The 17,956-nt window shown below is 72.1% G+C and carries 18 protein-coding genes; 10 read left to right on the forward strand and 8 right to left on the reverse strand.

Translation table 11 applies throughout. The features are described from left to right. The first annotated feature begins 45 nt into the window (after positions 1 to 45). Positions 46 to 711 carry a hypothetical protein gene (locus FLW16_RS41505; RefSeq protein WP_142566478.1) on the forward strand — a complete coding sequence of 222 codons (666 nt, stop codon included), beginning with the start codon at positions 46 to 48 and terminating at the stop codon, positions 709 to 711. On the opposite strand, the gene FLW16_RS41510 is transcribed toward FLW16_RS41505, so the two are convergent. Then, on the reverse strand, positions 704 to 904 hold the full coding sequence (locus FLW16_RS41510; RefSeq protein WP_142566479.1) for a hypothetical protein: 201 nt from the start codon (positions 902 to 904) through the stop codon (positions 704 to 706). The genes FLW16_RS41505 and FLW16_RS41510 overlap by 8 nt on opposite strands. Positions 905 to 1,145: 241 nt before the next feature. On the opposite strand from FLW16_RS41510, the gene FLW16_RS41515 reads away from it, so the two are divergent. Next, complete coding sequence (locus FLW16_RS41515) at positions 1,146 to 3,536, forward strand: discoidin domain-containing protein (protein ID WP_142566480.1); 2,391 nt, start codon at positions 1,146 to 1,148, stop codon at positions 3,534 to 3,536. Between the two features lie 34 nt (positions 3,537 to 3,570). Here FLW16_RS41515 and FLW16_RS41520 read toward each other — a convergent pair whose 3' ends face one another. From FLW16_RS41520 to FLW16_RS41540, 5 genes are read right to left on the reverse strand one after another with little or no spacing between them, the layout of a single operon-like run. Further along, complete coding sequence (locus FLW16_RS41520; protein ID WP_142566481.1) at positions 3,571 to 4,515, reverse strand: sugar kinase; 945 nt, start codon at positions 4,513 to 4,515, stop codon at positions 3,571 to 3,573. Beyond that, a complete protein-coding gene (locus tag FLW16_RS41525; RefSeq protein ID WP_221891561.1) occupies positions 4,512 to 5,144 on the reverse strand; it encodes a bifunctional 4-hydroxy-2-oxoglutarate aldolase/2-dehydro-3-deoxy-phosphogluconate aldolase in 633 nt (210 codons plus the stop codon). Before FLW16_RS41525 ends, FLW16_RS41520 begins: the two co-directional genes overlap by 4 nt. Before the next feature lie 5 nt (positions 5,145 to 5,149). Beyond that, a complete protein-coding gene (gene dgoD, locus FLW16_RS41530) occupies positions 5,150 to 6,295 on the reverse strand; it encodes a galactonate dehydratase (protein ID WP_142566483.1) in 1,146 nt (381 codons plus the stop codon). Next, a complete protein-coding gene (locus FLW16_RS41535; RefSeq protein WP_142566484.1) occupies positions 6,292 to 6,996 on the reverse strand; it encodes a FadR/GntR family transcriptional regulator in 705 nt (234 codons plus the stop codon). Before FLW16_RS41535 ends, dgoD begins: the two co-directional genes overlap by 4 nt. Before the next feature lie 18 nt (positions 6,997 to 7,014). After that, positions 7,015 to 7,779, reverse strand: coding sequence for an SDR family NAD(P)-dependent oxidoreductase (locus FLW16_RS41540; protein ID WP_142566485.1), 765 nt, complete (start codon positions 7,777 to 7,779; stop codon positions 7,015 to 7,017). Between the two features lie 137 nt (positions 7,780 to 7,916). Here FLW16_RS41540 and FLW16_RS41545 point away from each other — a divergent pair, with 137 nt between their 5' ends. The 6 genes from FLW16_RS41545 to FLW16_RS41570 all read left to right on the forward strand — a co-directional run bounded on the left by FLW16_RS41545 (position 7,917) and on the right by FLW16_RS41570 (position 14,438). Beyond that, the gene (locus FLW16_RS41545; RefSeq protein ID WP_221891562.1) at positions 7,917 to 8,930 is read left to right on the forward strand and encodes a substrate-binding domain-containing protein; all 1,014 of its coding nucleotides are present in this window, start codon (positions 7,917 to 7,919) and stop codon (positions 8,928 to 8,930) included. Positions 8,931 to 8,994: 64 nt separating this feature from the next. Then, positions 8,995 to 10,488, forward strand: a complete 1,494-nt coding sequence (locus tag FLW16_RS41550; RefSeq protein WP_142566486.1) for a sugar ABC transporter ATP-binding protein — start codon at positions 8,995 to 8,997, stop codon at positions 10,486 to 10,488. An 8-nt stretch (positions 10,489 to 10,496) separates the two neighbouring features. Further along, positions 10,497 to 11,510 (forward strand): ABC transporter permease, encoded by a 1,014-nt coding sequence (locus FLW16_RS41555; protein ID WP_142566487.1) that lies wholly within the window; start codon positions 10,497 to 10,499, stop codon positions 11,508 to 11,510. Next, positions 11,507 to 12,574 (forward strand): zinc-binding dehydrogenase, encoded by a 1,068-nt coding sequence (locus tag FLW16_RS41560; protein WP_221891563.1) that lies wholly within the window; start codon positions 11,507 to 11,509, stop codon positions 12,572 to 12,574. The genes FLW16_RS41555 and FLW16_RS41560 overlap by 4 nt, the downstream gene beginning before the upstream one ends. After that, on the forward strand, positions 12,571 to 13,530 hold the full coding sequence (locus FLW16_RS41565; RefSeq protein WP_142566488.1) for a DUF4380 domain-containing protein: 960 nt from the start codon (positions 12,571 to 12,573) through the stop codon (positions 13,528 to 13,530). The genes FLW16_RS41560 and FLW16_RS41565 overlap by 4 nt, the downstream gene beginning before the upstream one ends. 47 nt (positions 13,531 to 13,577) lie before the next feature. Continuing rightward, the gene (locus tag FLW16_RS41570) at positions 13,578 to 14,438 is read left to right on the forward strand and encodes a DUF72 domain-containing protein (protein WP_142566489.1); all 861 of its coding nucleotides are present in this window, start codon (positions 13,578 to 13,580) and stop codon (positions 14,436 to 14,438) included. A gap of 1 nt (position 14,439) precedes the next feature. Here FLW16_RS41570 and FLW16_RS41575 read toward each other — a convergent pair whose 3' ends face one another. Next, entirely contained in the window at positions 14,440 to 15,618 is a 1,179-nt protein-coding gene (locus FLW16_RS41575) for a methyltransferase (RefSeq protein ID WP_185949833.1), read from the reverse strand. A 77-nt stretch (positions 15,619 to 15,695) separates the two neighbouring features. Continuing rightward, positions 15,696 to 16,430 carry a helix-turn-helix domain-containing protein gene (locus FLW16_RS41580; RefSeq protein ID WP_142566497.1) on the reverse strand — a complete coding sequence of 245 codons (735 nt, stop codon included), beginning with the start codon at positions 16,428 to 16,430 and terminating at the stop codon, positions 15,696 to 15,698. A gap of 222 nt (positions 16,431 to 16,652) precedes the next feature. Between FLW16_RS41580 and FLW16_RS41585 the strand changes: the two genes are divergently transcribed. Both FLW16_RS41585 and FLW16_RS41590 read left to right on the forward strand, forming a co-directional pair. Next, positions 16,653 to 17,324 (forward strand): DUF4097 family beta strand repeat-containing protein, encoded by a 672-nt coding sequence (locus FLW16_RS41585; protein WP_142566490.1) that lies wholly within the window; start codon positions 16,653 to 16,655, stop codon positions 17,322 to 17,324. Positions 17,325 to 17,385: 61 nt separating this feature from the next. Continuing rightward, a partial coding sequence (locus FLW16_RS41590) for a serine hydrolase (RefSeq protein ID WP_142566491.1) occupies positions 17,386 to 17,956 on the forward strand: 571 nt, incomplete at its 3' end.

Here is a 17,956-nt window from a genome sequence, read left to right on the forward strand (position 1 = left end):
CGCGGCCCTGGACCGGCTCCGCTCGCGTTTGTGAGACTGCCGGGCATGACAAGCCGGCCTTCCACCGCCGATCTCCGCCGCAGGCTCGCGCATGTCCGCTGGATAGCCGGCGGCGCCGGAGCCGGCAAGAGCACCGTCACCCGGGCCCTGGCCGAACGGCACGACGTGCTCGTCTACGACGGCGACCGAGCCGAGCTCGGCTACGTCCACAGGTGCGACCCGCAGCGACAGCCCTACCTGTGGGCGTTGCTGCGTACACCCCGGGAGGACAGATGGGCGAGCCGCACCGCCGAGGAGATCTTCCACGCCATGCCCAGCCTGCACGGCGAGACGTTCGGCTTCGTCCTCGACGACCTGCTCGCCCTGCCCGCCGACCGTCCCGTCCTCGTCGACGACTTCCGTACGCTGCCGAGGGAGGTCGCGCCGCTGCTCACCCGGCCGGGCCATGCCGTCTTCCTCCTGCCGGCGCCCGAATTCCGGGCCCGTGCGCTCGGCGCCCGGTTCGCCGATCCCGCCCGGGCGCGCGCCAACTGGGGAGGCGGCGACCACGCCGACGCCCTGGCCAAGCGACTGGCCCGCGACCGGCTCTGGGACGAGGAGGTGCGACGCCAGGCCGGGGAGCTCGGGCTGCCGGTGCTGCCCGTCGACGGCTACTCAAGCGTCGCCGACCTGGCCGCGGAACTGGCCGCGATGTTCCGGCTCGTCAGATGACGTAGGTCCGGGTGACGGCGACGAGTTCGCCGTCGCCGCGGAAGCGGATCTCACCCGGCCAGGTGCGGGCGCGGGTGCCGGTCACGGGGGTCGTGACCGGTCGCATCCGCACGCGCGCGGTGGCCGGCCGGGCTGCCGAGGGGACGCGGTTCGGCCGCCCGGCGCCCGGAATGATGCGCGTTTCCGTTCCCACTTGCGGTTTTCCGCAGGCCAGGGCTGGGGCCGAGCGCAACCGCACGCAAAATTCCCGCGAGTCCCAGCGTAAATCGCCGCAAGATATTGGCCTATTGCACGAAGAAGTCGGACGCGGTAACCATTACGGCAAGCGGTCCGCCGGACGGAAACGGCCCGGGCCGCCCCGTGCCTCCTGGCGTCCCCGGTGCTTCCGGAAGGACGGCGCGGCCAGCGAACGCTGCCCAGCATGAGGAGTGCACGTGCCGTTCTCTCGCCGTACGTTCATCACGTCCGTGGTCTCCGGGTCCGCTTTGGCCGCGGTGTCGTCCAGTCAGCTGGTGTCCGCGCTGACCGCCGCCGCGAGCGCGGCGAGCGGCCCGGGCGACGTGGTGGGCAAGATCACCGTGGGCTACCAGGGCTGGTTCGCCTGCCCCGGCGACGGAGCCCCCATCAACGGCTGGTGGCATTGGAGCCAGAACTGGTCCCAGGCGCCCTCCCCCGGCAACACCGCCATCGTGGCCTGGCCCGACATGCGGGAGTTCACCCACGCCTACCCGACCGCGTACGGAAACCTCGGCAACGGGCAGCCCGCGACGCTGTTCTCCTCCTACGACCAGCAGACCGTGGACACCCACTTCCGCTGGATGCGGGACAACGAGATCGACACGGCCGCTCTGCAGCGCTTCAACCCGAACGGCGGCGAGGGTGCCACACGCGACGCGATGGCCGCCAAGGTGCGCAGCGCCGCCGAGGCGAACGGCCGCAAGTTCTACGTCATGTACGACGTGTCCGGCTGGACGAACTTCCACCCGGAGATCAAGGCCGACTGGACGACCAAGATGTCGGCCCTGACGGCCTCCTCGGCGTACGCGCGCCAGAACGGCAAGCCGGTCGTGGGCATCTGGGGCTTCGGGTTCAACGAGGACAAGCACCCGTCCGACCCGGCCGCCTGCCTCGACGTGGTCAACTGGTTCAAGGCCCAGGGCTGTTACGTGATGGGCGGCGTGCCCACCTACTGGCGTACGGGTGTGGAGGACTGCCGGCCGGGGTTCATCGACGTCTTCAACGCCCTGAACATGCTCTCGCCGTGGATGGTCGGGCGGATCGGCAACGCGGCCGACTCCGACCGGTTCTACGCCAATCTCAACGTCCCCGACCAGGCGTACTGCGACGCCCACGGCATCGACTACCAGCCCTGCGTGCTGCCGGGGGACGTGAAGTCGCGGCAGCGCGCGCACGGCGACTTCATGTGGCGGCAGTTCTACAACATGGTCCGCGCCGGGGCCCAGGGCATCTACATCTCGATGTTCGACGAGTTCAACGAGGGCAACCAGATCGCCAAGACCGCGGAGAACGCCTCGATGATCCCGGTGGGCTCCGGCCTCCTCGGGCTGGACGAGGACGGCACGGTCTGCTCGTCGGACTACTACCTGCGGCTCACCCGCGACGGCGGCCGGATGCTCAAGGGCCAGATCGCGCTCACCTCCGTACGCCCGACGCCGCCCGTCGTCGGCGGCGGAGGCGACGCCAACCTGGCGCGGGGGAAGGCGACGTCGGAGAGCGGGCACACGCAGGGCTTCACCTCCGGCAACGCGGTGGACGGGGACGCGAACTCCTATTGGGAGAGCCCGAACAACGCGTTCCCGCAGTGGGTGCAGGTCGACCTGGGTGCCGCCGCGACGGTCGGGCGGGTGGTGCTGAAGCTTCCACCGTCCGCGGCGTGGGCGGCCCGTACGCAGACGTTGTCGGTGCAATCCAGCACGAACGGGTCGTCGTTCACCACGGTCGCCGGTCCCGGCGGCTACACGTTCGACCCGGCCTCCGGCAACACGGTGACGATCAACCTGCCGTCCACCTCCGCGAGGTACGTGCGGATCACCGTGACCGGCAACACCGGCTGGCCCGCCGCCCAGATCGGCGAACTGGAGGTGTACGGCACGGCGGGGGACCGCGACACGAAGGCCCCCACCGCGCCGGGCAACCTCACGGTGACCGCGAAGACCGCCACCAGCGTCTCGCTGTCGTGGTCGGCCGCGAGCGACGACACCGGGGTGACCGGCTACGAGGTGCGCAGGGGGAGCACGGTCGCGGCCACCGTCCAGGGCACCACGCACACGGTGACCGGGCTCAGCCCGGCGACCGGGTACACGTTCACGGTCGCGGCGCGGGACGCGGCGGGCAACGTCTCACCCGCCTCGAACAGCGTGTCGGTGACGACCGACGCGGCGCAGAGCACGAACCTCGCGCGGGGGAAGGCGACGTCGGAGAGCGGGCACACGCAGAACTACGGCAGCGGCAACGCGGTGGACGGTGATGCGAACAGCTATTGGGAGAGCCCGAACAACGCGTTCCCGCAGTGGGTGCAGGTCGACCTGGGTTCCGCCGCGACGGTCGGGCGGGTGGTGCTGAAGCTGCCGCCGTCCGCGGCGTGGGAGAGGCGTACGCAGACGTTGTCGGTGCAGGCGAGCACGAACGGGTCGTCGTTCACCACGGTCGCCGGTCCCGGTGGCTACACGTTCGACCCGGCGTCCGGCAACACGGTGGCGATCACGGTGCCGCCGGCCTCGGCCCGGTACGTGCGGATCACCGTGACCGGCAACACCGGCTGGCCCGCCGCTCAGATCGGCGAGCTGGAGGTCTACTCCGGGTAGCGGGACGGGACGGCGGCTGCCCCCCCCGGCGATGTCACCGCAGTGTCTCCCCCTCCGGCAGGGCCAGTGCGGGCAGTTCGGCCCGGGTGGGCAGCCCCTCCCAGTCCCCGGCGCAGGCCACGCTGGCGGCGCCCAGCAGGGTCGCCCGGTCGAGCCGGCCGTACGCGTCGAGCCCGTCGAGCCGCCCGGACAGATATCCGGCCGTGAACGCGTCGCCCGCGCCGACGACGTCCACCACGGGCACCCGTCGAGCCGGGACGTCGAACGAGGTCCGCGCGTCGTGGTAGCTCGCGCCCGCCGCGCCGCGTTTGACGACGACCTCCTCGACACCGGCGTCCAGCAGGGCCGCCACGCGGTCGCGTTCGCCGTCGCCGTCCGCCACGAGGTCCAGCTCGTCGTCGGACGCGATCAGCACCGTGACGTACGGCAGCAGCGGGCGCAGCGCCCGCGCGGCCTCCTCCCGGGACCACAGCAGGGAACGGTGGTTGACATCGAGACTCACCCAGGCGCCGGCCCGGTGCGCCTGCCCGGCGGCGGCGACGACGGCCTCCAGCGGCGCGGGCCCCAGCGCCGGCGTGATGCCGGTGAGGTGCAGGCCCGCCTGACCCGCCTCGACGGCGGGGCGCACTTCGTCCCACGACAGCGTCGAGGCGGCCGAGTCCCTGCGGTAGTAGTGCACCCGGGCCCGGGCCCCGGCGGCCACGTCCCGCAGCAGCAGGCCGGTCGGGGCGTCCGTACGCCGCACGACGTGGTCGGTCAGGACGCCCTCGGCCCGCAGCGTGCGCAGGACCAGCTCGCCGGGCTCGTCGTTCCCGAGGGCGCCGGTCCAGCGGGCCGTGTGCCCGAGGCGGGACAGGGCGATGGCGACGTTGGCCTCCGCACCGGCGGTGGACACCCGCGAGTCGCCGCCGAGGCGCAGCGGTCCTGCGCAGCGGACCGTGACCATCGCCTCGCCGATCGTCAGGACGTCCGCCCTCATGGAGCGCCCACCAGGTCGAGCGCCGTCCTGACCCGGCGGCGCAGGTCGTCCAGGTCGCCGCCGCGCGGGGCGTCGCCGAGCAGTGGCGAGCCGAGGCCGACCGCGACGGCCCCGGCCTCCAGATAGTCGCGGACGCTGTCGAGGCCGACGCCGCCGACCGGCACGAACGGCACGGCCGGGAACGGGTCGCGCAGCGCGCGCAGGTAGGAGACCCCTCCGGCGGAGGCGGGGAAGAGCTTGACGGCGGCGGCGCCCCGCGCGGTCGCGGAGATGACCTCGGTGGGGGTCAGCGCCCCGGCGAGCACGGGCAGTCCGAGGCGCAGCGCCTCGTCCACTCCTTCGCCCAGGCCGGGCGTGACGACGAACGTCGCGCCTGCGTCCCTGGCCGCGACGGCGTCCCGCGCGGTCAGCACGGTCCCGGCGCCGAGGTGCACGCCCGCACCCAGGGTGGAGGCCGCCTTCCGGATGACCGACAGCGCGTCGGCGCCGCTGAGCGAGACCTCCATCAGGGTCACGCCCTCCTCGGCGAGGACGTCGATGCTGCGCAGCGCCGCCGCCGGGTCGTCGCCGCGGACGATGGCCAGGAGCCTCCGGGCTCCGAGGAGGTCGAGCAGATCGTGTGGTTGCACGCCGGTCACCATTCTGCGAAGGAGCGGTCGGGGTAACGCCAGATCGGAGAGCGCCAGGTGTGGCCCTGCTTGTCGGCCTCACGCACCGCGGCCTCGTCGACCACGATGCCCAGACCCGGCCCGGCCGGCCGGGAGATCCGGCCGTCGGTGAAGGCGAAGACGGATGGATCGACCAGGTAGTCCAGCAGTTCGTTGCCGTCGTTGTAGTGGATGCCGATGCTCTGTTCCTGGATCAGGAAGTTGGGGGTCGCGAACGCCACCTGGAGGCTGGAGGCCAGGGAGATCGGTCCCAGCGGGCAGTGCGGGGCGAGCAGAGCGCCGAACACCTCGGCCTGGGCGGCGATGCGGCGGACCTCCGAGATGCCGCCGGCGTGGGACAGGTCCGGCTGCGCCACGGCGACGCCCGCCTGGAACGCCGGCAGGAAGTCCCAGCGGGAGTAGAGCCGCTCGCCCAGGGCGATGGGGATGTTGGACGCCTCCACGAGGCTGCGCACCTGGGGCATCGACTCAGGCACGACCGGTTCCTCGACGAACAGGGGCGTGAGCGGTTCGAGCAGCGGCAGCAGCCGCCGGGCGTTCGGGTAGGACACCCGGCCGTGGAAGTCGACCGCGACGTCCCGGCCCGGGCCGAGCACCTCGCGGACCGCCGCGACGCGGGCGATGACCTCGTCGATCTCGCCCGGGCCCGCGATGGGAGACATGCGGCCGCTGGCGTTCATCTTCACCGCGGTGAAGCCCGCCTCCACCTGGCGCCGGGCCTCCTCCTCGATCTCGCCCGGTTCGTCGCCGCCGATCCAGGCGTACGCGCGGACGTGGTCGCGTACGGGACCGCCGAGCAGTTCGTGGACGGGGACGCCGCGCGCCTTGCCGGCGATGTCCCACAGGGCCTGGTCGAGGCCGGCCACGGCGCTGGCGAGCACGGGCCCGCCGCGGTAGAAGCCGCCCTTGGTCATGACCTGCCAGTGGTCCTCGATGCGCAGCGGGTCGGCGCCGACGAGCAGCTCGGCGATCTCGGCGACCGCCGCCCTGACCGAGTGGGCCCGTCCCTCGACGACCGGCTCGCCCCAGCCGACGTGTCCCTCGTCGGTCTCCACCCGGCAGAACAACCACCGGGGCGGGACCAGGAACGTTTCGATGCGCGTGATCTTCACCGGTCTCCCTGGAGGCGGGCCGCGCGGTCGACGTCGGCCATGGACTTGTCGAGGAGCGCGAGCGCGCAGGTTCTGGCGGCCTCGCCGTCCCCGGCCCTGATGGCGTCGAGCAGGGCCCGGTGGCTCGGCACCGGGTCGTCGGCGGTGACGACGTCGTGGACGATGCGGTCCCGTTCCGCGAGCACGGACTCGATGACGACCTCCATGCGGACCAGGAGCTCGTTGCCGGTCGCGGCCAAGACGGCGCGGTGGAACCGCAGGTCGGCGGAGGCCGCCTCGGCCGGGGTCCTGGCCGCGGTCATGTCCTCCAGGGCCGCCTCGAGTTCGGCGAGGTCGGCGTCGGTGCGCCGGCCGGCGGCCAGCGCGGCGGCGGCCGGTTCGAACATCTGCCGCACCTCGGCGAGCTGCCCGAGCATCTCGCTGCCCCGGTTCTCGAACTCCCAGCTGATCACGTCGGGATCGAGCAGGTTCCACTCGCTGCGGGGGCGCACCACGGTGCCCCGCTTCTGCCGCGAGTCGACCAGGCCCTTGCCGGCCAGCACCTTCAGCGCTTCGCGCACCACGGTGCGGGACACCTGCAGCTCGGCCTCCAGCTCGACCAGGTCGATGCGCCCGTTCTCGGCGAACTGCCCGGTGACGAGGCGGCGGCCGATGGTCTCGACGACCTGGCCGTGGATGCCACGCCCTTTGTAGGTGCTCATGCTCTGCGGTCATCCCTCTCAGGAGGAGTTCTTCGTCGCGCTCCAGCCGCCGTCGACGACGAGGGTGGTGGCGGTGATGTAGGACGCCTCGTCCGACAGCAGGAAGGCGATCGCCGCGGCGACCTCGGCGGGGTCGCCGAACCGCTTGGCGATCGTGGCCTCCACGCTCAGGCGCCGGTCCTCCTCCGCCACGCGGTCCCACGCCGGGGACATGATCGGCCCGGGCAGCACGGTGTTGACGCGCACCCCGGGGCCGTAGTCCACGGCGAGCTGGCGGCCGAGACCCACCAGCGCCGCCTTCGTCGCCGCGTACGCCGGGTGGCCGGGCAGGCCGACGAGGGCGTGCACGGACGAGACGAGGACGACCGCCCCCGACGTCGCCTTCAGATCCTCGTGTAGCGTGCGAAAGGCCAGGTAGGAGGCGGTGAGGTTCACTTCCAGCTGCCGGTTCCACGATGCCGCGCCCAGGTCGTGCACGGGTCTCACGTCCACGACGTAGGCGTTGCTGACGAGGTGCCGCACCGGGCCGTACTCCCGGTGGGCGACGCGGCGGAGTTCCCCCCATGCGCTCTCGTCGCTGACGTCCATGCGCACGAATCTTGCCGTGCCGCCCGCCTCGACGACAGCCGCGGCGACGTCCTCCCCCGCCGGGGAGATGTCGCACAGCAGGACGGGCGTGCCCGTCGCGCCGAGACGCCTGGCGGTGGCCGCGCCGATGCCGGAGGCGGCGCCGGTCACGACCGCGCAGCATCCGGCCTCCGTGGAAGGTCCGGGGAGGTTCACGCCGCCACTCTACGATAAGTGTTTTTTTATGACAATTTATTGACAGGCGCGTTACGCCCGCCGCATCATCTGACGTGGCGCAGCGCGCCCTACCCGGTGGCGTCGCCAACCGAAGACAGACTCATGGGAGGCCATTCGTGGCATCAGTTCGACTCACGGTGATGCGGTGCATCGCCCTGCTGGCCGTCGGCGCCGTGCTCGCCGCCTGCGGTCAGTCCGCCGGGTCCGGCGGCGCCTCGGGCGCGAAGGAGCAGCTGCGCGTCGGGGTGATCTACCTGGACTCGCAGGGCTTCTACGCCGGCGTGAAGAAGGGCATCGAGACCGCCGCGGCCCAGGACTCGCAGCTCAAGCTGCTGGGCAACAACGCGCAGGGCGACGCGGCCAAGGAGTCCTCGTTCATGTCGACCCTGGTCGCCTCCAACGTGGACGCGATCATCACCTCGGCCGTCTCCGCCACGGCGTCCACCCCGGCGATCGCGGCGGCGAGCAAGGCCGGCATCCCGGTCGTCTGTTACAACACCTGCATCAACGACGCGGACGCCAAGAAGTACGTGTGGGGCTACGTCCTGTCCGACCCGTACGTCTTCGGCAAGAAGCTGGGTGAGCAGGCCGGCGAGTACTTCACCTCCCAGAAGATCGACAAGCCGAAGATCGCGATTCTGAACTGCGACTTCGTGGAGGTCTGCAAGGAGCGCAAGCGCGGCTTCAAGGACGGCCTGGCCGAGTCGGTGCCGGGCGCCCAGTACGTCGCCGACCAGGAGGGCGCGGTCGTCGACAAGGCCACCCCGGTCGCCGAGAACATCATCACCGCCAACCCCGAGCTCGACGCGTTCTACGCCGTGGCGGGCGGCGGCACCCTGGCCGGCGTCAAGGCCGTCACCACGCGCTCCCGCGTCGGCAAGACCGTCGTCTTCGGCAGCGACATGACCGTCGACATCGCCAAGGCCCTGGTCGACGGCAGCATCCTCAAGGCGGAGATCGACGTCCCCGCGCAGACCGTGGGCAAGCTCGCGTACGAGGCCGCCCGCAAGGCGTCGAGCGGCGCCAAGAACGACTCGTTCGTCATCCCGGTGGACCCGATTCTCTACACCGCCGACGACAAGGCCACGAACGAGAAGTGGCTGACCGAGCACGCCGACGGGATTCCGTAAACCGTCCCCCGTATCGAAAGGGCACAGTCCCTCGTCCCCACCGAAGGCTCCCAGGAAGGCTCCCATGTCGAACACCGACGTCGTCGCGGAGGTGCGTGCGGGCACCAAGCGCTACCCCGGCGTCACCGCTCTCAGCGACGTCGACTTCGCGGTGCGGCGCGGCGAGGTCCGCGCGCTGCTGGGCAAGAACGGCGCCGGCAAGTCCACCCTGATCAAGGTCCTGTCCGGCGCCGAGCACCTCGACTCCGGTGAGGCGCTCGTACGCGACACGCCGCTGGCGGGCCTCGGCACGCGGGACGTCGCCGCCCTGGGGGTCGCGACCGTCTACCAGGAGCTGAGCCTGGTGCCGGAGATGACGGTCGCGGAGAACCTGTTCCTGGGGGCCTGGCCGCGCTCCCGCGGCGCGCTCGACCTGCGCAGGATGCGCGCCGACGCGAAGGAGGCGATGGCGCGCATCGGCGTGGACATCGACGTCGACAGCCCGGTCGGCTCGCTGGGCTCCGCCGGGCAGCAGCTCGTGGAGATCGCCCGCGCCGTGAGCCAGCGGCCCACCCTGCTCATCCTCGACGAGCCGACCAGCTCACTGGCCGCCGCCGAGGTCAGGCAGGTGATCGACGTCGTGAGGACGGTCGCGGAGCAGGGCGTGGCGGTCATCTACGTCAGCCACCGCATGGACGAGATCCGGCAGGTGGCCGACACCGCCACGGTCGTCCGCGACGGCAGGATCGTGGAGACGCTGCCGGTGCGCACGGCCTCGACCCACGAGATCGTCGCGATGATGCTCGGCACGGCGCCCGAAGCCGTGGCGGCCCGGACCCGACGTCCGAGCGCGGAGCCGCCGGTGCTGTCCGCGCGCGGCCTGGTCAGCGACCGGCTGGACGGCCTCGACATCGACGTGCGGCCCGGCGAGATCCTGGGCATCGCCGGGGTGCTCGGCTCCGGACGCACCGAGACGCTGCGCGCCCTGGTGGGGCTCGACCGCCCGGCCTCCGGCGAGATCCGCCTGCGCGGCGAGGCCGTACGGCCCGGCGCGTTCGCCGCGATGCTCCGCAGGGGACTCGGCATGACGCCGGAGAACCGGCGACGCGAGGGCATCGTGCCGCTGATGGGCGTCGACGAGAACATCGTCATCAGCGACCTGGGCAGGGTGAGCAGGTCGGGCGTGCTGGACCGCCGGGCGATACGGCAGGCCGCCCGGGCGCTCATCGACCGCCTGGCGATCAAGACGGCCCGTCCGGGGACGCCGATCGGCACGCTCAGCGGCGGCAACCAGCAGAAGGCCGTGCTCGCCCGGTGGCTGCACGCGGGCAGCGACGTGCTGCTTCTCGACGAGCCCACCCGCGGCGTGGACGTGGAGGCGAAACGCCAGATCTACGACCAGATGCGCCTGCTGGCCGACGACGGGCGCGCGGTGGTCTTCGTGTCCAGCGAGGTGGAGGAGCTGGCCGACGTCTGCGACCGGATCGTCGTCCTGCGCGGCGGGCGTGCGGTGGCCGAGCTGAGCGGCGACGAGATCGAGCTCAACAGGGTCATGGCCCTGGCGATTGCCGAGGAGTGAGGGAGAACATGAGCACGACCACGCCCACGGGCCCGCCCGTGGCCAAGGCGGACGCCCGGGGCGGACGGCTGGGACGCAACACGCAACGGCTGAACGAGATCGGGCTCATCGGGGCCATCGTGGTGCTGTTCGTGGTGCTCTCCGCCACGGCGCCGGGGTTCCTGTCCGTGACGAACCAGCTGGCCATCCTGCGCGACGCGGCGACGATCGGCGTCGTGGCCTGGGCGATGACCCTCGTCATCGTGGCCGGTGAGATCGACATCAGCATCGGCCCGGCCGTGGCGTTCTCCTCGGTGCTGCTGGCCAAGGCCACCGGGGAGTGGCACATCCCGTTCGCCCTCGCCGTGCCGGCCTGCCTCGCGGTGGGCCTGCTGCTCGGGGCCGGCGCCGGCTTCCTGCGCGCCCGCTGGGGCATCCCGTCGTTCGTGGCCACGCTGGGCCTGTGGAGCGCCCTGCGCGGGCTGGCGCAGTACATGACCGACGGCCTGCCGGTCCCGCTGGAAGCCAACGGGTTCCTCGACGTCCTGTCCGGGAGCATCCTCGGCATCCCGACCCCGGCCATCATCATGGCGGTCCTGTTCGTCGTGTTCCTCTTCGTCGCCAACCGGACGGCGTACGGCCGCTCGGTCTTCGCCGTCGGCGGCAACGCCGAGGCCGCCCGCCTCGCGGGAATCAACGTCTCCCGGATCCGGGTGATCCTGTTCGCCACGACCGGCCTGCTCGCCGCGGTGAGCGGCCTGCTGCTGGCCGCGCGCCTCGGGTCCGGCAACGGCGGCGCGTCGGTCGGCCTCGAGTTCGACGTGATCGCCGCGGTCGTGATCGGCGGCACCTCTCTCGCCGGCGGCAAGGGATCCCTGCTCGGCACCCTGCTGGGCGTCGCCTTCATCACCGTCATCGGCAACGGCCTCGTGCTGCTCGGGGTCAACGCCTTCTTCCAGGACGTGGTCCGCGGCGTCATCATCGTCGGCGCCGTTCTGATCAACGTGTTGCTCTCCCAGCGGAACGGAGCCCGTAGCTCATGACCACCATGAAAGGCGTCTTCCTGCCCGGCGACTTCACCGCCGTGCTCCGCGACGTCGAGGTGCCCACGCCCGGCCCCGGCCAGCTGCTCGTACGGGTGGGCGCGTCCGGCATCTGCGGCAGCGACCTGTCCTACATCTACCGGGGGCACAAGACCCACGTCGGCCAGGAGGGCGCGGCGTACAAGGGGGTCGTCGCCGGGCACGAGCCCAGCGGCCAGGTCGTGGAGACCGGCCCGGGCTGCCGGCGGTTCGGCGTGGGCGACCGCGTGATCGTCTACCACATCTCCGGCTGCGGGCGCTGCTCCAACTGCCGCCGCGGCCACATGATCAGCTGCTCCGACCCCGAGCGCAGGTCGGCGTACGGCTGGCAGCGCGACGGCGGGCACGCGGAGTACATCCTGGTGGAGGAGAGCACGGCCGTGCCGCTGCCGGACGAGCTGTCCTACGTGGACGGCGCCCTGATCGCGTGCGGGTTCGGCACGGCCTACGAGGGCCTGCTGCGCACCGGGGTCGGCGGGCGCGACGACCTGCTCGTGGTCGGCCTCGGGCCGGTCGGGCTGGCCGCCGCCATGATCGCACGCGGTCTCGGTGCGACCCGGGTGCTCGGCGTGGAGCGCTCGCCCGAGCGCGCCGCGCACGCCCGGTCCCTCGGCCTGTTCGACGAGGTCCTGATCGCGGACGACGGGGTCGCCGAGGCCCTGGACGAGGCCACCGGGGGACGCGGCTGTTCGGTGACGATGGACTGCTCGGGCTCGGCCCCGGGCCGCAGCGTCGCGATCCGGGGCGCGGCCGAGTGGGGCCGCGTCTCCCTGGTCGGCGAGGGCGGCTGGCTGGAGACCGAGGTGTCCGACCTGCTGCTGCACCGCCAGCTCACCCTGTACGCCTCCTGGGTCACCTCGCTGCAGGCCATGGAGGAGCTGGCCTTCCGCCTGGTGCGGTGGGGCGCGAGCCCGGAGCGGCTGGTGACCGACGTGCTGCCGCTGGAGAAGGCCGACGAGGCCTACCGTCTGGCCGACTCGGGGCGGACCGGCAAGGTCTGCCTGGTCCCTTCGCTGGACCGATGACCAGCCACGAGAACGAGCCGCCGGTCCGGCTCGCCGCGCCCTGGGGGGAGGCGGTCGTCCTGCCGGGACGCGGCGGCCGCATCATCTCGCTGCGCGCCGCGGGCCGGGAGTGGCTGTGGCGCAACCCCGAACTGCTCGACGCGTCGCTCGCGCCCACCCCCGCCGCGCGGCGGCTGCCCGCCCCCACCGGCTTCGCCAGCTGGGCGAACTGGGGCGGAGACAAGACCTGGCCGGCCCCGCAGGGGTGGTCGTCGGCGCAGGAGTGGGCGGGGCCGCCCGATCCGGTGCTCGACGCCGGTGCCTACGCCGTGCTGGAGCGCGACGACCTGCGCGTACGGATGCGCAGCGGCGACGACCCGCGCACCGGGCTGGCCGTCACCCGCACGGTCACGATGTCGGCCGGCGAGCCCGTCCTCGTGGTCGACAGCGAGCTGGAGAACGTCACCGACCACCCGGTGCGGTGGGCGGCCTGGACGGTGACCCAGTTCGCGACCGAGTCGTTCCGCGACCACGACGATCCCCGGTGCGGGGTGTGGATCGGGCTGACCGAGCGGCACCGGGCGCCGGTGACGTTGTTCGCCCCCGACGGCGCGCCGGTCCTGGAGCGGGTCTCCCCCTCGGCGGGCCGGGTGCCGGTGCGCGACGTGGTCGGCAAGATCGGCATCGGCGGCACGGCCGGATGGCTGGCGGTGGTGGCCCCCGGCGGGGCGACGCTGACGCAGCGGTTCGACGTGCGGCCCGGCGCGCCCTATCCCGACGAAGGCTCGGAGATCGCCATCTGGATGCAGTACCCCAAGGAGGAGGAGCTGGAGGGGCTTGAGGGCCTGCGTCCCACCGCCCGGCTGGTCGAGGCCGAGACCATGTCGCCCCTGACCTCGCTCGCGCCCGGCGAGGTGCTGCGTCACCGCGTCACGTGGTCCGTGACGGACGTGCCGCCGCCCGTCGCCGGGGAGTGAGCGGGGAGTGAGCGGGGGAGTGATCCGAACCGGATAACGTCGGGGCCATGCGGCTTCATGTGGGATGCGCGATGTGGACGCACGCGCCGTGGCAGGGGCGTCTCCTGCCTCACCCGCTTCCTCCCGGGGAGCGGCTGCGGGCCTACGCGACCTGGTGCAACGCGGTCGAGGGCAACACGACGTTCTACGCGACGCCCTCGCGGAGCACGGTCGAGTCCTGGGCGGGGCAGACGGACCCCGGCTTCCGCTTCGTGGTCAAGCTGCCCAAGCCGATCACCCACGAGCGCCGCCTGACCGGGGCCGACGACGACCTGCGGGCCTTCCTCGACGCGATCGAGCCGCTCGGCCCGCGCGCCCACGCGCTGTGGATCCAGCTTCCGGGCTCGTTCGGCCCGGCGGACGTCGGCGCGCTCGCGGCCTTCCTCGGCCGTCTTCCCCGCGACCACCGCTACGCCGTCGAGGTCCGTCACCGCGCGTTCTTCGACGACCCCCGGGCCGCGCGGCTCCTGGAGCGGGTGCTGACCGGGGCCGGCGCCGAGTGGGTGCCGTTCGACACGACCGTGCTGTTCCGCAGCCCGCCGACCAGCGACGCCGAGCGGGACGCCTGGTCGAAGAAGCCGCGCGTGCCGCTGCGGACCGCCGCCCTCACCGACCGCCCGATCGTCCGCTACATCGGCCGCGACGACCCGGAGCGTACGGCCGAGGGCTGGCGGCACTGGGTGGACGCGGTCGCCGGATGGCTGCGCGAGGGCCGCTCGCCGACGGTGTTCGTCCACACCCCCGACAACGCCGACGCGCTGACGCTCACCCGCCGGTTCCACGACGACGTACGCGCCGAGGTGCCCGGCCTGGAGCCGCTGCCCGAGCCCATGCCGAACGCGCCGGAGGAGCCGCTCACCCTGTTCTGAGTCACCGCTTCACGGCACGGAGCACGACGAACTTCGGGTCGCTGGCGACGACCTCGCAGTTGCCGAAGAGCCGGCGCAGCTTCACGTGGTAGCCGAGGTGGCGGTTGCCCACCACCCACAGCTCGCCGCCCCGCCGCAGCGCGGCACGCGAGCCGTTGAACATGCGCCAGGCGGTCGCGTCGGTCCTGCCCCGGTGGGTGTGGAACGGCGGGTTGTTCAGCACCAGATCGGCCGTGCCGGGCGGGAAGCCCGCGAGGCCGTCGGCCGCCACGAACCTGGCGGCGGCATCCGCCCCGGTGTTCGTTGCGGTGTTCGCCCGGAAGGTGGCCTCCGCCGAGGCCAGCGCCTGGTAGGACTCGTCGATGAACGTCACCTCGGCCTCGCCGTTGGACAGCGCCGCGGCGAGCCCGACCACCCCGTTGCCGCAGCCGAGGTCGACCACGTGCTCGGGCCCCGTACGCGTGGGCAGGCTGCCCAGCAGGAGGCGGGTGCCGGCGTCGAGGCGCTCGGCGGAGAAGACGCCGGCGTGGTCGACGACGGTCAGGCCGGAGACCACCCCCACGCCGGCGGGCAACGCGTAGCTCCGCGGCCACGGATCGGCCCCGCGCGGCAGCCCGGGATCGGGCGAGCAGAAGATCAGCCGCGCCTTCCTGACCGCCAGCGAGGTCCGGGTCGGCCCGAGGACACGCTCGAACAGCTTCAGCGTCGAGGTGTGGATCTCGGTGACCATCCCCGCGCCGACGACCATCGTGCCCTCGTGCACGTGAGGAGCGAGGCGGTGCAACTGGTCCTCCAGGAGGGCGAGGCTCTTGGGCACCCGCACCAGCAGCACGTCGATCCGGTCCGGCGGCGCGTCCCTGGTCGTGCGCAGCCGTACGGCGTCCGCGTCGAGGCCGTTGCGCTCCAGGTTGGCGCGGGTGGCCTGCTGTCCGAGGAAGGAGTCGCTGATCTGCACGGGACGGTGGACGGGGCGCTGCGCGGCGAGTGCGGTGGACAGGGCGCCCCACCGGTCGCCCAGCACGACGAGGCTCCCCGACAGGTCCACCGGCCCGCCCTCGCGCTCGTCGAGGTGCCGCAGCAGGTATTCGTCGGCCGCGTCCCACGCGCGGAGCGGGTCGCGGGGGTCCTCGGGGAAGCGGGCGAGGTCGAAGTCACCCCGCGCCGTCGTCATACGGTCCATCGCGCCTCAGGCTAGTGGGCCCTCCGCTCGGGTCCGTGCAATGAGTCCCACATCAGCCACGCGAGACCCGAGCGTGCTCAGGTAGCGCTGTCCGAAGTCGTTCCGACTTTCGTGTGGAGGATCTCGCGGGCCTGGTCTGCGGCGCGGGCGATGCTCTCGGAGACGAAGGCGACGAAGCGGGCGATGTTCTCCAGGCGGGCGGCGGCCGGGGTTCCGGGGCCCAGGATGCCGACGCCCTGTCGTGCGACCTCGCCGAGATGGGCGGTTGCGCGGGCGCTGGCCATCATCGACTGGTACAAGACGTCGTCGTCGACGACGTAGCGCTCGCGGCGGCGTTCGTCGCGTTCCCGGCGGATGAGCCCCTGGCTCTCGAGGAACGTGGTCGCTTTGGAGACGGACGCCGGGCTGACCTGCAGGCGTCCGGCGAGTTCGGAGGCGGTGAGGCTGCCGGCGTCGGTGGTGTAGAGGCTGGCCAGCACCCGTGCCGTCATCTTGGGCAAGCCCGATTGCATGAAGACGGTGGCGAACACCTCCTCGTACTCGCGCACCGCCTCGGCATCGCGTCCGTGGGCCTGCGGGGACCTGCTCGGGTTCCGGGGCGCGGCCTTCCTGCGGCGGTGGGTGCGGCGTTCTGTGGCGCGGTGGGCGAGGTCGGCGCGGTAGGCGGTGGGACCGCCGTTGCGCATCACCTCACGGGTGATCGTCGAAGTGGGGCGGTCGAGGCGTCTGGCGATCTCCGCGTAGGCGAGGCCGTCGGCCAGCCCCAGCGCGATCTGCTGGCGGTCCTGCTGGGTGAGCCTGCCTCCCGGCATCGCGGTCTCCTTCGTGGTCTGTGGCCTCTCCAGCATAGCGTTCACTTTCGATCTGTTGCAACGAACACATCGAGGGGTGTTGCATTAGATTCACGTCCATCGCAACGATTTTCTGCCTTTGACCTGCGTCTATAGTGATCGGACGCAACGATTATGTTGTGCAACTTGGAAATGCAACGTAGCGTTTCCAGTGTTCGAAACAACGAGTCACAGGAGAGCGCGATGCAGAAGTTCGACACCCCCGCCCCGATCTCCGTCGTCCTCGACGTCCCCGCCGGGCGCGTCCAGTTCATCGCGGCCGATCGGGCCGACACCGTGGTCGAGGTCCTGCCAGCCGACGTCTCGAAGGGCCGCGACGTGAAGGCGGCGGAGCAGACCAAGGTCGAATACGGCGACGGTGTCCTGCGGATCGAGGCCCCGGAGGGGAAGAACCAGATCCTCGGCCCCTCCGGATCCATCGAGGTGACGGTCCGGCTGCCCGCCGGTTCCCAGGTCGAGGCGAAGGCGGCCGGCGCCGAGTTCCGGGCGGTCGGACGGCTCGGCGACGTTGCCTTCGAGGGCGCGCACGGCTCGATCAAGCTCGACGAGGCCGCGAGCGCCCGCCTCACCACCGCCGCCGGTGACATCTCGGTCGGCCGGCTCACCGGCCCCGCGGAGATCAGCACCGGCAAGGGTGACATCCGCATCGGCGAGGCCGTGCGCGGCACGGTTGTGCTGCGTACCGAGGCCGGCGAGGTGTCGGTCGGCGCCGCCGCCGGAGTCTCGGCCTCGCTGGACGCCGGCACCTTCTACGGCCGGATCCGCAACGCGCTCAACAACACCGAAGGCGCCGCCGCCCAGCTAGACATCCACGCCACCACCGCCTACGGCGACATCGTCGCCCGCAGCCTCTGACCCGCAGCCTCCATCCGTTCGTTCCAAGCGAAGTCATACGAGACCTGAAGGAGCAACCACCATGTCCATCACTCTTACCGGCCAGGATCGCCCGGAGCTGCAGAAGATCATCCAGGAGATGGTCGATTCCGGTTTCGTCGGGGTGTCGCTGCGCGTGCATGACGAGCAAGGCGAGTGGGTCGGCGGCGCCGGGGTGCGCGAGCTGGGCCACAGTGCCACGCCGCCGGCGAACGGGCACGTCCGGATCGGCAGCAACACCAAGACCTTCACCGCCACCGTGGTGCTGCAGCTGGTGGCCGAGGGCAGGATCGGGCTGGACACCCCGGTGGCCGACTACCTGCCCGAGTTCGGGCTGGACGAGCGGATCACGGTGCGGATGCTGCTGCAGCACACCAGCGGGGTGTTCAACTTCACCGGCGAGTACTTCGAGGACGGCACGTTCGTGCCGGGAATCCCCGCCACCCCCGCGGGCAAGCAGTGGGTGGACAACCGGTTCCACAGCTACCGGCCGCAGGAGCTGGTACGGCTGGCGCTGTCCAAGCCGGCGCGGTTCGAGCCGGGCACCGACTGGAGCTACTCCAACACCAACTATGTGCTGGCCCGGCTGCTGATCGAGAAGGTCACCGGCCGCC

It is taken from the genome of Microbispora sp. KK1-11 (assembly GCF_006874435.1).
Taxonomy (GTDB): domain Bacteria; phylum Actinomycetota; class Actinomycetes; order Streptosporangiales; family Streptosporangiaceae; genus Microbispora; species Microbispora catharanthi.